Source organism: Nocardioides cavernae (assembly GCF_013410035.1).
Taxonomy (GTDB): Bacteria; Actinomycetota; Actinomycetes; order Propionibacteriales; family Nocardioidaceae; genus Nocardioides; species Nocardioides cavernae_A.
Genome location: NZ_JACCBW010000001.1, coordinates 788,985 through 803,250 on the forward strand (window position 1 = coordinate 788,985; position 14,266 = coordinate 803,250).

Annotated in this window: 14 protein-coding genes; 5 read left to right on the plus strand and 9 right to left on the minus strand. The window is 68.0% G+C overall.

What is annotated here, in order from left to right:
* Positions 1 to 10 precede the first annotated feature (10 nt).
* The 4 genes from F4692_RS03855 to nrdR form a co-directional block, all read right to left on the minus strand.
* Positions 11 to 1,009: a ComEC/Rec2 family competence protein gene (locus tag F4692_RS03855; protein ID WP_179618287.1), complete on the minus strand. Its 999-nt coding sequence runs from the start codon at positions 1,007 to 1,009 to the stop codon at positions 11 to 13.
* A gap of 23 nt (positions 1,010 to 1,032) precedes the next feature.
* Complete coding sequence (locus F4692_RS03860; RefSeq protein WP_179618288.1) at positions 1,033 to 2,055, minus strand: MBL fold metallo-hydrolase; 1,023 nt, start codon at positions 2,053 to 2,055, stop codon at positions 1,033 to 1,035.
* A gap of 240 nt (positions 2,056 to 2,295) precedes the next feature.
* Positions 2,296 to 5,208 (minus strand): vitamin B12-dependent ribonucleotide reductase, encoded by a 2,913-nt coding sequence (locus tag F4692_RS03865; RefSeq protein WP_179618289.1) that lies wholly within the window; start codon positions 5,206 to 5,208, stop codon positions 2,296 to 2,298.
* Between the two features lie 123 nt (positions 5,209 to 5,331).
* Complete coding sequence (nrdR, locus tag F4692_RS03870; RefSeq protein WP_179618290.1) at positions 5,332 to 5,817, minus strand: transcriptional regulator NrdR; 486 nt, start codon at positions 5,815 to 5,817, stop codon at positions 5,332 to 5,334.
* A gap of 345 nt (positions 5,818 to 6,162) precedes the next feature.
* On the opposite strand from nrdR, the gene F4692_RS03875 reads away from it, so the two are divergent.
* Entirely contained in the window at positions 6,163 to 6,498 is a 336-nt protein-coding gene (locus F4692_RS03875; RefSeq protein ID WP_179618291.1) for a hypothetical protein, read from the plus strand.
* 42 nt (positions 6,499 to 6,540) lie between these two features.
* On the opposite strand, the gene F4692_RS03880 is transcribed toward F4692_RS03875, so the two are convergent.
* The 3 genes from F4692_RS03880 to F4692_RS03890 form a co-directional block, all read right to left on the minus strand.
* Positions 6,541 to 7,311: a hypothetical protein gene (locus F4692_RS03880; RefSeq protein WP_179618292.1), complete on the minus strand. Its 771-nt coding sequence runs from the start codon at positions 7,309 to 7,311 to the stop codon at positions 6,541 to 6,543.
* Positions 7,308 to 7,820: a hypothetical protein gene (locus tag F4692_RS03885; RefSeq protein ID WP_179618293.1), complete on the minus strand. Its 513-nt coding sequence runs from the start codon at positions 7,818 to 7,820 to the stop codon at positions 7,308 to 7,310. The genes F4692_RS03880 and F4692_RS03885 overlap by 4 nt, the downstream gene beginning before the upstream one ends.
* Positions 7,821 to 8,094: 274 nt before the next feature.
* Positions 8,095 to 8,445, minus strand: a complete 351-nt coding sequence (locus F4692_RS03890) for a LysM peptidoglycan-binding domain-containing protein (protein WP_179618294.1) — start codon at positions 8,443 to 8,445, stop codon at positions 8,095 to 8,097.
* A 295-nt stretch (positions 8,446 to 8,740) separates the two neighbouring features.
* Here F4692_RS03890 and lexA point away from each other — a divergent pair, with 295 nt between their 5' ends.
* The 4 genes from lexA to F4692_RS03910 are packed head-to-tail and all read left to right on the plus strand — an operon-like array spanning position 8,741 to position 11,878.
* Complete coding sequence (lexA, locus tag F4692_RS03895) at positions 8,741 to 9,463, plus strand: transcriptional repressor LexA (protein ID WP_179618295.1); 723 nt, start codon at positions 8,741 to 8,743, stop codon at positions 9,461 to 9,463.
* 57 nt (positions 9,464 to 9,520) lie between these two features.
* On the plus strand, positions 9,521 to 10,738 hold the full coding sequence (locus tag F4692_RS03900; RefSeq protein WP_179618296.1) for an NAD(P)/FAD-dependent oxidoreductase: 1,218 nt from the start codon (positions 9,521 to 9,523) through the stop codon (positions 10,736 to 10,738).
* Positions 10,739 to 10,748: 10 nt separating this feature from the next.
* Positions 10,749 to 11,471, plus strand: a complete 723-nt coding sequence (locus F4692_RS03905; protein WP_179618297.1) for a sulfotransferase family 2 domain-containing protein — start codon at positions 10,749 to 10,751, stop codon at positions 11,469 to 11,471.
* Positions 11,468 to 11,878, plus strand: a complete 411-nt coding sequence (locus F4692_RS03910) for a DivIVA domain-containing protein (protein ID WP_257029486.1) — start codon at positions 11,468 to 11,470, stop codon at positions 11,876 to 11,878. Before F4692_RS03905 ends, F4692_RS03910 begins: the two co-directional genes overlap by 4 nt.
* A gap of 1 nt (position 11,879) precedes the next feature.
* On the opposite strand, the gene F4692_RS03915 is transcribed toward F4692_RS03910, so the two are convergent.
* Together F4692_RS03915 and F4692_RS20915 are read right to left on the minus strand one after the other, a co-directional pair.
* Complete coding sequence (locus F4692_RS03915) at positions 11,880 to 13,877, minus strand: ATP-dependent DNA helicase (protein ID WP_374757294.1); 1,998 nt, start codon at positions 13,875 to 13,877, stop codon at positions 11,880 to 11,882.
* Positions 13,878 to 14,031: 154 nt separating this feature from the next.
* On the minus strand, positions 14,032 to 14,163 hold the full coding sequence (locus F4692_RS20915) for a hypothetical protein (protein WP_257029487.1): 132 nt from the start codon (positions 14,161 to 14,163) through the stop codon (positions 14,032 to 14,034).
* Positions 14,164 to 14,266: the final 103 nt, after the last annotated feature.

Consider the following 14,266-nt stretch of genomic DNA (forward strand, 5'->3'; position numbering starts at 1 on the left):
GGAGTCCTGTCTAGAGAGAGGGCAGTTCGGCGATCCGTTCGCCCTTGTGGTTGTAGATCCACACCTCGCCGTCGTGCCACATCGTTACGCTGATGGTGCCGTGAAACCTGGTCGAGAGGACCTTGGCTCCGTGTCTCGCGTAGTCGGCCGACGCGTCGGTTGAAGGCTTCTTCCCGACCGAGCACACGACGATTTCCGGCGCCATCTCCGAAACGGCCGCGTGGTGATATCCGCTCTTGCGTCCGTGATGGGCAGCCTTGAGGATGTCGCAGTCGATCTCACCAGGACCGTAATGGTCGACAATGGAGTCCCACGCCAGTTTCTCGGCATCGCCGGGCAGGATGACCGACCGCCCGCCGTAAGAGATTCGCAGGACGTAGGAGAGATTGTTCGATTCGCCTCTGTCGTTACTCGTATCAACGAGAGCGGGGGTGGGCGACAGGATCTCGATGCGGTCAGGAGCCCAATAATCGCCCGAGTCGCCTCGATACTTCTTGAGTGCCTTAACGTCGGCGTTGTCGGGCCCTCCACCGTTTCGCAAGACGGTGTAGACGAGCCAGTTGGCGTAGTCGAACGGCGAGTTGTCGAAGTCTTCCTCGACGAAGGTCTTCGTGTGGTCGGTGTCCCAGAAGTTGATGACGGGAACTTTCTCCTGCCAGAAGAACCGATACAGGCCGGACATGTGGTCGAGGTCAGGGTGAGTCTGCACGTAGCGGAAAATGTTCTGTCCGTCGAAGTGGTCTCGGTAATAGTCGACAGGATCCACGAGGAGGCTCTTGTAGTAGTCCTCCCAGGACTTCGACAGGTAGGTGCCGCTCGCCGTATGGGCGATCTCCAGGGACTTGAACTCGGCAACGTTTAGTGCGTGCTCGCGTGCCAGCGCGAGTTCATCCTCGTAGGGCAGGCTTGTGCTGTTGTTGATATCGACCATCATCAGACGTCCGCTTGGGAGTTCGATGAAGGTGCAGTCGCCGTGCCCAACGTTCAGGAAGTGCAGTTTCAAAGGCATCGCTCGGTCTCCTGTCCGTCGGCTCAGGCGCTCTCGTCGAGCCAGCCGAGCGGCTGGATCGGTCCGTAGTCCAGACGGTTAGGGGTGCCTCGGTGCCACCAGATGTTGATGCCGCGCGCTTGATAAACGGGGTACCCGCGTCGCCGGATCGCGTTGGCTACCTCTGAGCGAGGGTGGTCCTCCGCCTTCTGCCCGACGGTGACGTACGCGCTCCCACGCTGCATGTCACCAGCGACCGGTCCGAGCAGGCGATCGCATAGGTCCTTGGTGAGGTTGTGCCGTGAGCCGTGGTGAGGCACGTCGAAGAAGTCGATCCGCTGGCTGCCAAGGCCAATACTGTCCAGGTAGTCAGCGGCAGCCGAGAGAGCCGGTTCACCAGCATCGCCCGTGAGCAAGGCCCGGTAGCCATCCACCACCAGGTTGCAGATCACGCTTGTGTTGTTGCGCGGGGTGGTCCCGCCGTTGTCACCTGTGAGCGTCTCGCCGGGGTCCGAGCCGAGAACCTTTCTCACTGCCCGTTTCGCGGAAGCGGCAGACTCCGCGAGCAGGCGGAGGACCCGGTTGGCCACCGAGTTGTACTCGGCTTGCCCGGATAGGAACGCCTTGTAGTTAGCCTCCGACGGCCCGGCGATGGTGAGTGCTCCGCCGAAGTACTGGGCGCCCGCGAACGAGGAGTCGTCCACGACGGTTCCATTGAGGATGGCCACGTTGACCAGGTTCTCGACCGCTCCGGACTTGTAATCGTCTCCGGAGAACCCGTGCTGAGACGGTCGATGAATGAGGAGTCGTCGAACAGTTAGTTTCTCGATGACCGTCGACGTCCCCCCGATGTGGTCATTGTCGGGGTGTGTGCAGACGACGAGGTCGACGACGTTCGTGTTGTAGTACTTCTCGACGTGGTTCACGATGCGGTCGCCCGTCTCAGCGAAGCCGCCGTCGATCAACACAACGACGGTCCGGCCGGTTGACGGGTCGGTGAACCGACAGCCGATGGCGTCCCCCGTCTTGGATTCTTCTCCCACCCACAAGAAGTCGATCTCGATCATGCGCGTCCCCTGTTCGCTTGGCGCCCTGCACTTCCTCACTAGAAGCGACCGTGTAGTCCCCCGTCGCCTCGCTTAAAGCGGTGCAGGGTCGGAGCGGTCATCCGCTTCGACCCTGCACTTCACTTCTTGAGAACCAGTTCCCAGCGTCAGTTGTCGCCATCAGATGGCAAACAGTCGCCCTTTCACGGCAGACAGTCGCCGTGAAGTGGCAAGACTGTCGCTAGGAACTGGCACTTGTCATCAGCTGCAACCGCTGGTGCTCCCGCAGCCCTCGCACACGTAGCACGAGCCAGCCGGGCGCATCTTCGTCCCGCAGGTCATGCAGAGCGGCGAGTCGACGGCCGTACCGGTGAGCTTCTCGAACAGCTCGGCGGTGGTGTGCGGCGCACCGGTGGACACCTGGGCGGGGACCTCGCGGGCCTCGTTGCCGTGGGTGTCCTTGGTCTCGACCTCCTCGACCTCGACGACCTCGGCGGCCGCGGACGCAGACGCCGCGGACGTCAGCTCGGCAGCCGAACCAGTCTCCTCCACGAGCGGCTCGTAGGAGCCCGTCTCGAGGTGGCGCTGGCGCTCCTCGGCAGAGTAGATGCCGAGCATCGAGCGCTCCTCGAAGGACAGGTAGTCCAGGGCGAGGCGGCGGAAGATGTAGTCCATGATCGACTGCGACATCCGCACGTCCGGGTCGTCGGTGAGGCCGGCGGGCTCGAAGCGCAGGTTGGTGAACTTCGAGACGTAGGTCTCCAGCGGGACGCCGTACTGCAGGCCGATCGACACCGCGATCGAGAAGGCGTCCATCACGCCGGCGAGGGTCGAGCCCTGCTTGCCGAGCTTGAGGAAGACCTCGCCGAGCTGGCCGTCGTCGTGGGCGCCGGAGGTCATGTAGCCCTCGGCACCGCCGACCGTGAACGACGTCGTACGCGAGACGCGCGACTTCGGCAGGCGCTTGCGGACCGGGGCGTAGACGACCTTCTCGACGACCTTGGTCTCGACCTCGGCCGAGGAAGAAGCCGCGGCAGCCTTGTCTGCCTCGTCCTTCTTGGCCTTGCCGCCACCGTCGGAGAGGGGCTGGCCGACCTTGCAGTTGTCGCGGTAGACGGCGGTGGCCTTGAGGCCGAGCTTCCAGGACTGCAGGTAGACGTCCTCGATCTCCTCGACCGTGGCGGTCTCGGGCAGGTTGACCGTCTTGGAGATCGCGCCGGAGAGGAACGGCTGCGCCGCCGCCATCATCCGCACGTGGCCCATCGGCTTGAGCGAGCGCGCACCCATAGCGGTGTCGAAGACCTCGTAGTGCTCGAGCTTGAGGCCGGGGGCGTCGATCACGTGACCGTGCTCGGCGATGTAGGCGACGATCGCCTCGACCTGCTCCTCCTGGTAGCCCATCTTCTTCAGGGCCCGCGGGATGGTCTGATTGACGATCTGCATGGAGCCGCCGCCGACGAGCTTCTTGAACTTCACCAGCGAGAAGTCGGGCTCGATGCCGGTGGTGTCGCAGTCCATCATGAAGCCGATGGTGCCGGTGGGCGCGAGCACGGAGGCCTGCGCGTTGCGGAAGCCGTTCTTCTCGCCGAGCTTGATGACGTCGGCCCAGGCCTTCGTCGCGAGCTTGTGCGTACGCCCGTCCTCGGTGTGCAGGACGCGCACGACGTCGTTGGCGGCCTGGTGCTTGCGCATGACGCGCTTGTGGGCGTCGGCGTTGCGGGCGTACCCGTTGTAGGGGCCCACGATGCCGGCGAGCTCGGCGGAGCGCTTGTAGGACGTGCCGGTCATGAGCGAGGTGATCGCGGCAGCCATCGACCGGCCGCCCTCGGAGTCGTAGCCGAGGCCCATCGCCATGAGCAGGGCGCCGAGGTTGGCGTACCCGATGCCGAGCTGGCGGTAGTCGACGGTGGTCTGGCCGATCGCCTCGGTCGGGAAGTCGGCGAAGCAGATCGAGATGTCCATCGCGGTGATGATGAACTCGACGGCCTTGGCGAAGAGCTCGGCGTCGAAGGTGTCGTCGTCCTTGAGGAACTTCAGCAGGTTGAGCGACGCGAGGTTGCACGAGGAGTTGTCGAGCGACATGTACTCCGAGCACGGGTTGGACGCGGTGATGCGACCGGTCTCGGGGTTGGTGTGCCAGTCGTTGATCGTGTCGTCGTACTGCAGGCCCGGGTCGGCGCACTCCCACGCGGCCTGGCTGATCTTGCGGAACAGGTCGCGGGCGTCGACGGTCTCGATGACCTCGCCGGTCGAGCGCGAGCGCAGGCCGAACTCGGTGCCGTCCTCGACGGCGCGCATGAACTCGTCGTTGACGCGGACCGAGTTGTTGGCGTTCTGGTACTGGACCGACGTGATGTCGGCGCCGCCGAGGTCCATGTCGAAGCCGGCGTCGCGCAGCGCGCGGATCTTGTCCTCCTCGCGCGCCTTCGTCATCACGAACTCCTCGATGTCGGGGTGGTCGACGTCGAGGACGACCATCTTGGCCGCACGACGCGTGGCGCCGCCCGACTTGATGGTGCCCGCGGACGCGTCGGCGCCGCGCATGAAGGAGACGGGGCCCGAGGCCGTACCGCCGCTGCTGAGGAGCTCCTTGGAGGAGCGGATGCGGGAGAGGTTGAGGCCGGCGCCGGAGCCGCCCTTGAAGATGAAGCCCTCCTCCTTGTACCAGTTGAGGATGGAGTCCATCGAGTCGTCGACGCTGAGGATGAAGCAGGCCGAGACCTGCTGCGGCGACGCGGTGCCGACGTTGAACCACACCGGGGAGTTGAAGGAGAAGTACTGGTTGACCAGGAGCCACGTCAGCTCGTGCTCGAAGACCTCGGCGTCGGCGTCGCTCGCGAAGTAGCCGTTGTCGACACCGGCCTTCGTGTACGTCTTCACGATCCGGTCGATGAGCTGCTTGAGGCTCCACTCGCGGGCGTCGGTGCCGACGGCGCCGCGGAAGTACTTGGTGGTGACGATCGTGGAGGCGTTGACCGACCAGAAGTCGGGGTACTCGACGCCACGCTGCTCGAAGACGGTCTCGCCCGTCTTCCAGTTGGTCTGGACGACGTCGCGACGCTCCCAGGTGATGGCGTCGTAGGGGTGGGTCCCGGCCGTGCTGAAGACCCGCTCCAGCTTGAGGCCCTTGCCCTTCGCCGCTGCCTTCGAACGCGAGCTCGCCGTCTCTGTCATGGGTTCCTCATCCCTCGTGGTGCGTGGTGTGGTGGGTGGTGCTGACGTACGTGGAACGTGGGGTGCTTCAACGTGGTGAGCCCGGCAGGCAGCTTCCCCACTACCTGCCGGGCCGTCTGGGGGTCAGCCCGTCTGCGCAGGTTGCGCGGGCTGGTCGTCCGCGGCTCGCTCGAGCCGCAGCATCTTGATCTCCGCGTCGAAGTCGTCGGCCGACTCGAACGCGCGGTAGACGGAGGCGAACCGGAGGTACGCCACCTCGTCGAGGGCCCGGAGCGGCGCCAGGATCGCGAGGCCGACGTCGTTGGCGTCGAACTCGGCCTGACCGCTCAGGCGCAGGGCGTCCTCGACCTCCTGGCCGAGGCAGGCGAGCTGGGCGTCGGTGACCGGGCGGCCCTTGCAGGCCTTGCGGACGCCGGCGATCGCCTTGTCACGGTTGAACGGCTCGGTGGCGCCGGAGCGCTTGAGCACCGTGAGCTGCATCTTCTCGACCGTCGTGAACCGGCGGTCGCACTCCGCACAGGTGCGCCGGCGACGGATCGAACCGCCGTCGTCGGCGACTCGGGAGTCGAGGACCTTGGTGTCCTCGTTCTTGCAGTAGGGACAGTGCATGGTGGTCCTCCTCCCGTAGCCTTTCGGGCGCGCTTCATACACCGTCTACAACGGTCTCGCGCCTGTGGATCTTCCTGTGGACATCTAGCCTGGGCTGTGAGTTGCGGTCCCCAGCCTGTGCACCAGATGTGGATAACTACAGCGGTGTAAGTACTAGATGTAGTGGTAACCGTACGCGCCGACCACAAGGGTTGGCAAGCGAATGCCGGAGCTCGCCTCATCGATTTCGGCGACGCCGGAAAACCGCAGGTCAGTGCACTGCTGGGGCGCCGTCGGCGGCGTGTCGGGTCGCTCCTCGCGGCGGTTCCGGGTGCCCACTCAGGCCACATCCGCCACAATGATCCGGTGGCAGCCGGGGGGAAGAGAGCAGGGTCGCGGAGGGGCGCTCGCCCACCCCGCTCGCTGAACAGGGCCGCCCTCGGCCTGGGCGCCGCGATCACCGTCCTGGTGGTCGCCTGGGGCTACCTCGTGTACGCCGCCATCGACTTCGGTACGGCCGCCCGCGGGGGCAGCTCGCAGGCCTGGACCTTCATGGCCCTGGCCTGCGTCGGCGCGATCGCCTGCCTGTTCGTCGGGCTGTTGCTGGTGGCGCGGATGATGCGCGTCCTCGGGATCACCGCACCGACCCCGGCCGCGGACGAGCAGCCCCGCCCGGTAGGCGGGAAGCGCGCCGCGCGGTGATGCTGGAGCCTCTGGGTCACCTGGTGGCTCGGAGACTCCGCGTTAATGAAGGACAAGCTGCGGGAGGGCCTCGACGACCTCGAGGTCTTGCGTAGCGCCGGTGACGGTCAGGGTCTCCGCAATGGCAACCCAGTCGCCTGAGCCGATCCGGTACTTCCCTGCGTAGGTCGTGTCGACGCGCACGCCGACGGTCCCGGTGCGCTCGTACTGGTGCGTGATGTCGAGGTCGGGGTGCGGAGCACCAGGGCTGGCCGTGGTCTCGCTCGCCCCGTCGCCGAAGACGTAGACGTACGTCGTGGGCACCGCTCGAATCTCGACCTGCTGCCCGCTGACCGTGACGGTCTGGTCGATGGCGCGATGGTCGGGTGTGTAGAAGTTGGTCTCGAAGTTGACCAGGGTCCTGCCGCCCCTGGGCTGGACGACGAGCTTCGACGCCGGCCACTGGACGCGTTTGAACTCGCGGATGATCAGCTGGGCGAGGTTTTCCTCTTCCACCTCGGTCGCCGGGACGCAGACGTCGCCGACGTCGGTGCCATCCATGTAGACGTCATGGACGAAGCCCTCCGCGCCGCCCTCGACGCACTCGACGTGCTCGGAGCAGATGCCGCCGTTGCCGCACTGGATGGAGACGACCCAGGTGTGACCGTCACCAGAGGAGCTCGACTGCTGGTATTCAGCGTATGTCCATGCGCATTCCGAGTTGACTCCCAGGATGCCTACCTGTGTCGAGCATCCATTGGCCGATGCGGGGCTGCTCCAGCCAACTAGCAACATGCCGATCAGCGCGAAGACGGCTACAAGACGGCCCGTCATCGTCGTGAATAAGCGGCGACGAACCAGGCGCCCGGTTCGCCGTTGAGAGTCAGCAGATACTTCCCAACGCCCGCAGGAAGCCTCTGGTCCACTCCGCCATTCGCATCTCGGATCACCGTCTCCGGCGTCCTGAGGTCTAGGTGGAATGTGGGCGGCTGCGGCGCGACGCTCCTGAGCCGGTCGATCTCCGTTCCTGCGAAGTCGATCGAGCCGCCCGCCTCGTAGATGCTCGCCACCTGGTCCGCTACCCCGCGGCATGCCTGGCAGTTGCGAGACATTCTCCGAAACTCAGCCACGTCGCCCGTCGACTGCATCTCGTCCCCGACCTCCACCCACCGCCGTACGAAGTCCTCCGCACTCTCCACCTCCGGCGTCTCCGTCTCCTCCGGAGTCGGCGTGGGCGACGACGTCGTGGGGTCCGGGAGCTTCGGCGTCGGCTCCTCCTCCGTACATCCCGACAGGAGCAGGGGCACCGCGAAGGTGAGCGCGATGGCGCGGCGTAGGTGCATGAAGGTGCCTTCCCGAGAACAACGACTGCACCGGCAAGTTACCCAGTCGGACGGTCCCTGAACCAGAGGGAGAGCCCAGGCTGTGGAGAACTCCAAGGCACGAGGGTCTCGATACACCGCTCGTTCCTCGCGGCACTCGACCTCCTGTGGAGACTCGTTCCTCGCGGCGCTCGACCACCTCGAGACGCGCCGAGGGGCGGGCCACCAGGCCCGCCCCTCGCCTTCCCCTTGGTCCACCAGCCGGGGTCGAAGCGGCTGATGGAGGCCTCTGCGTCTACTCGGTGACGACCGGGACGCGGAGCTTCTGGCCGGCCGCGAGGCCGGCGGACTCGAGGGCGTTGAGCCGCTCGATCTCGTTCATCATCGAACGGACATCGCCGTCGGTCGCGATGTCACTGGCGATCCCCCACAGGGTGTCGCCGGGCGCGACCTGGACGATCTCGGTCGGTGCGGGCTTGCCGGCCTCGCCCGTACCCACCGCCCCGCCGGCGAGCATGAACGCCACGCCGAGGACGAGGAACAGCGACGTCAGGAACACCACGAGGCGGCCGCGACGGGTCAGTCGGACCGTCGAGCGGGCGCGCGGGGTGGCGGTGAAAGCAGGTGCAAGGCTGAGGGTGCTCATCGTGGCCTCCTGGGGAAGATCAGCCGGATTGTCGTGTCGGGAGATGTCTAGTGACGGCCACCGACAGTGAGTCTGTGTCGATCAGGCGTTCGATCGAACATGTGTACGACGTTAGAGCACGTGTTCGAACAGTTCAAGCACCTGATCGAACAATTGTTCGGCGTGTTCGACGACTCGGGCGCGACACGCGGGTTCGAACAGGTGTTTGATCCCGCCACGTCCCGGCCGCTACGGTGAGCCCACTGACGCCGCGTCGACACGACGTGGTCAGACGCATCGAGGAGAGGTTCTGCAGATGGCCGGCTCAGAGGACAAGAACGTCATCGAGATGCCCGACGGGCCCCCGGACGCCACGGGCCTGACGCCGCGCCAGCAGCGCGTGCTCGCCACGATCAAGGACTCGATCGAGGCCAAGGGCTACCCGCCGTCGATGCGCGAGATCGGCCAGGCCGTCGGCCTGACCTCCTCCTCCAGCGTGGCCCACCAGCTTCGCGTGCTCGAGAGCAAGGGCTTCCTCAAGCGCGACCCCAACCGGCCGCGGGCGCTCGAGGTGTTCCTGCCCGAGGTCATGGCCGCCCGCCGCTCGATCTCCAGCGGTGACGAGTCCAGCGTCGACGAGACCGGCATCGGCGACGTCGCGCCCACCGCGGTCAACATCCCTGTCGTCGGCCGGATCGCCGCCGGCGGCCCGATCCTCGCCGAGGAGCAGGTCACCGACGTCTTCCCGCTGCCCAAGCAGCTCGTCGGCGACGGCACGCTCTTCCTCCTCGAGGTCTCCGGCGACTCGATGGTCGACGCCGCCATCTGCAACGGCGACTACGTCGTGATCCGCCAGGAGCAGACCGCGGAGAACGGCCAGATCGTCGCCGCGATGATCGAGGGCGAGGCCACCGTGAAGACCTTCCAGCGCAAGGACGGCCACGTGTGGCTGCTCCCCCACAACGAGGCGTACGACCCGATCCCCGGCGACAACGCCACGATCCTCGGTGTCGTGACGGCGGTGCTGCGGCGCATGTGAGCCCCCTGCGGGTGGACGCGCGTTGAAAGGCGCCCACCCGCGCGACACGATGGCGCCATGAGCGACGCCGAGAAGTCCTACGACTACGTCATCGTCGGAGCGGGGGTCGCTGCGGCGAGCGCCGTGAAGGGCATCCGATCCGAGGACGGCAGCGGCAGCATCGCGGTGCTGGGCTCTGAGCCGGACGAACCCGTCTACCGTCCGGTCCTGTCCAAGGACCTGTGGCTCAAGGACGACGAGACCCTCGAGGGGTCCTCGCTCGCGGGCGACCTGAAGGACGACGACGCGGTCGACCTCCTCCTCGACACCACCGTCACCGGGATCGACACCGACGCCCACGTCGTACGCCTCGCCGACGGCAGCACGGTCGGCTACGGCAAGCTGCTGCTGGCGACCGGCGCGGAGCCGCGCGTGCTCGGGGTCGACCCCGGCCCGCGGGTCGTCTACTACCGCACCGCCGCGGACTACCGCCGACTGCGCGCGGTCGCCGCGAAGGGCAGCCACGTCGCCGTCGTCGGCGGCGGCTACATCGGCTCCGAGATCGCGTCGGCCCTGGTCCAGAACGGCGTCGACGTGACCCTCGTGCTCGACCTCGAGGACGTCCAGGAGCAGATGTTCCCGCGTGCTCTCGCCGCCCACCTCACCAAGTCGTTCGACGACCACGGCGTCACGATCGTTCACGGCTCGGTCGCCGGCGGCGAGGAGGACGACGGCGGGGTCCGGATCCGGCTGGACGACGACTCCCACATCGTCGCCGACGCGGCCGTGATCGGCGTCGGCGTCCTCCCCCGCACCGGGCTCGCCGAGGCCGCCGGGCTCGAGGTCGACAACGGCATCGTGGTCGACGTGCACCTGCGCACCAGCAACGAGGACGTGTACGCCGCGGGCGACGTGGCGGCGTACCCCGACGCGCTGCTCGGCCGCCGCCGTGTCGAGCACGTCGACCACGCCGAGAAGTCCGGCGAGCTCGCGGGCAGGGCGATGGCCGGCGCGAGCGACACCTACGACTACACGCCGTTCTTCTGGTCCGACATCTTCGACCACGGCTACGAGGCCGTCGGCGAGACCAGCAGCAGGCTCGACATGGTCGAGGACTGGAAGGACGGCGCCATCGGCACCGGAGTCGTCTACTACCTCCGGTCCGGCCAGGTCCGCGGGGTCCTGCTCTGGAACGTGTGGGACAGCGTCGACCAGGCGCGCGAGCTCATGGCCGAGACGGCGAAGGACCCGGTCGCCGACCCCGGCACCCTGCGCGGGCGGATCCCGTTCGAGTAGCCTCGCGGCGATGTCATCCGCCGCCCCCTCCCCGGAGGTCTTCCGCACCCGCCCCGGCAACCGGCGCCGCTACACGCCGGACGCACAGGCCGAGGTCGACCGGCTCACCGCCGCCGGCGAGGAGTCGGGCTGGCTCAGCCCGCTGGCGTACAACCTGACGATCAGCCACAGCCACCGGTTCGTCTGGTACCGCGTGGCCAAGGTCGCGACGCGGACCATCCGGCACCACTGCGAGACCCACGGCGTGAGCATGGACGTCGACCACGCGATGCGGGTGCGCTACCCCCTGACGGCCTTCGCTGACTACTACACCTTCGCCTTCGTGCGCGACCCGCTCGACCGCTTCGTCTCCGCGTGGCACGACAAGGTCGTGGACCACAACTACTACGACTTCGACCCCGCGACCCACGAGCGGATGCAGGTCGTCGAGGAGTTCGCGCGCTGGACGGCCGCCCAGGACCTCTCGGCCGTGCCCGGCACCGACCAGCACCTCACGCTGCAGAGCCGGATGATCGACCTCAACCGGGTCGACTTCGTCGGTCGGCTCGAGACGTTCGACCGTGACTTCGCCGAGGTGTGCGAGCGCATCGGGGCCCCCGCGGTCCCGACCGCGCCGAGGAACCAGACCGCCCCGGGCGGACGTGATCGCCGGGTCTCGGACGAGCTGCGCGAGCTGGTCGCCCACATGTACCGCCGCGACTACCAGATGTTCGGCTACGAGGTGCCCGCATGAGCCTGCGACGTCCGACCTTCTCCACCCGGCGCCTCGCCGAGGCGTACGACATGGGCGAGGTCGACGACGCGATCGACCGCATCTTCGCGGCGCTCGCCGCCGACCCGCCCGCGATGGCGCCGGAGCAGGTGTCAGGCCTCCGGTTCACGCCGACGCGCCTGCGGGACGGCTACGCCATGACCGAGGTCGACCAGTGGCTCGACGAGGCAGCGGCCGAGCTGGCGGCGCGAGGCGGACGGGCCGGGGCGGAACCCACCACCGCAGCCACCACCGCTCCGACGACCCGCGCGTCGGCATCCTCGGACGCGATCGTCGAGGTGCGGGGCAGCCGTACCCGTCTGGTCGTCGTGCTCGTCGGGGTCGCGGTGCTGGTCGTGGCGATGTGGGCCTACTACAGCGGCCGCTGACCTAGCCCTGGCCCAGCCGCTTCAGCGCTTGGCGTACGAGCGCGGGGTCGGTCGTCGACCACATCGGGGGCAGCGACGCCTTGAGGAACCGGCCGTAGCGCGCTGTCTCCAGCCGCGGGTCGAGGACGGCGACGATGCCGCGGTCGGTGGTCGTACGGATGAGCCGGCCCGCGCCCTGCGCCATCAGCAACGCGGCGTGGGTCGCCGAGACCTCCATGAAGCCGTTGCCGCCCCGGTCGTCGGCGGCCTTCGCGCGCGCCGACATCAGCGGGTCGTCGGGGCGCGGGAACGGGATCCGGTCGATGATCACGAGCTGGCACGTGTCGCCGGGGACGTCGAGACCCTGCCAGAGGGAGAGCGTGCCGAACAGGCAGGTGTGCGGGTCCTCGACGAACTGCTTGGCGAGCTCGGGGAGCTGGGCGTCGCCCTGGGCGAGGGTCGTCAGGTGGGGCAGGCGCGCGCGTACGGCCTCCGCCGCGGTCTCCGCCGCGCGGCGTGACGAGAACAGGCCGAGGGTGCGGCCGTCGAGGGCGTCGACGAGGTCGCAGATCTCGTCGAGCTGGGCGGGCCCGAGGCCGTCGCGACCCGGCTGCGGCAGGTGGCGGGCGACGTAGAGGATGGACTGCTGGCCGTAGTCGAAGGGCGACCCGACGTCGATGCCCTTCCACGGCAGGGCGTCGTCGGCGTCGGTCGTCGCGACCTGGTGGCCGATCCGTTCGGTGGGCTTGAGCCCGAGCGAGGTGGCGACCGCGCCGAACTCGCCGCCGAGCATCAGGGTCGCGCTGGTGAACACGACGGTCTTGTCGGTGAGGAGCTTGTCGCGCATCGGCCCCCACACCTGGAGCGGGGCGACGTGGAGTCGCGCCGGGAAGCGGTCGCGCGCCTCGCCGAGCCACAGGACGTCGGCCTGCGAGCCGGCGGCCATCCGCTCGGCGTTGACGAAGACCTCCTGCACCATGCCCTTGGCCTGGGTGCGGCCGGCGTCGCCCTCGCCGTCGCCGCCGGACTCGCGGGGGTACGCCGAGAGGCAGGTGCGGGCGGCGTCGCGCACGAGGACGAGGGCGTCGGACAGCTGCGTCGATATCTGGTCGATCCGCCCGGGTGGCGTCGCCTCGAACGCCTCGGCGAGCGTCTGCGCGGCGTCCTCGAGGTCGCCGGCGGGGTCGCCGTCGGCGGCCTCGGTCCAGCGGGTGGAGCGCCGGGCCGCGCGCTCGATGTCGGCGACCGCGAGCTCGTCGGTCGCGGCCTGGGTGACGCGGGCGGTGAGCTCGTGGGCCTCGTCGATGACGACGGTGTCGTAGTCGGGGATCATCGGCACGTCCTCGATCGCGTCGATCGCGAGGAGGGAGTGGTTGGTGACGATGAGGTGGCTGCGCTGCGCCTTCTCCTTGGCCAGCTCGGCGAAGCACTCGGCGCCGAAGGGGCACTTCGTGGCGCCGAGGCACTCGCGGTGGTTGACCGCGACCTGCCGCCACTCGCGGTCGGTGTGGCGTGGGGCGTTGTCACGCTCGCCGCTGCCGCCCTGCTCGGACTCCTCCTCGGCCCACGCCCGGAGCTCGAGGACCTTCTCGGCCATGGAGCCCATCGGCACGTCGACGAGGGTGCCCTGGTCGTCGGGGACGCCGGCGCGGATGCGGTGCAGGCAGGCGTAGTTGGAGCGGCCCTTGAGGACGGCGTACGACGTGTCGAGGCCGGGCACGCCCTTGACCGCCTCGACGAGCCGCGGGAGGTCGCGCTCGACGAGCTGGTGCTGGAGGGCCAGCGTCGCGGTGGCGACGACGACGCGCTTGTCGTGGAGCATCGCGGGGACGAGGTAGCCCAGCGACTTGCCGGTGCCGGTGCCGGCCTGCACCAGGAGGTGGCGCCCCTCCTCCATCGCCTCCGCGACCTCGGTCGCCATCTGCACCTGGCCGTCGCGCTGCTGCCCGCCGAGGCCGGTGACCGCCTTGGCCAGGACCTCTGCGACAGGGGCGGTGGCGGTGGAGGTCTCAGGCACCAGAGCACCTTACGGGGCGGCGCCGACAGCCCGTCGCAGGCCGTCCACAGCGGCTCCGACCGGATCGCGACTCAAGCGGACATATGGACGTCCAGGGGCCGTCATATGGCCTCATGAGCGGCTATATGTCCGCTGATGAGGGGATGTGGCGGGGTGCTCAGTAGTCCTTCTTGCGCCCGATCTGGCGTTCGATGCGCCGCTCGGGCTGGCCGAGGATGCGCGCCAGGATCTTCACCCGGTAGCGGTAGGCGACCACGCCCAGGACGACGATCAGCAGGATCCACAGCATGCGGTGAGCGTACGCGCAGGCGTCAAGGCGCGTGTGGACTTGTCAGGCTCTCGCTGACGTTGTCAGGCAGTGCAAAGGCCGACAACGTCAGCGATCCCCGGCT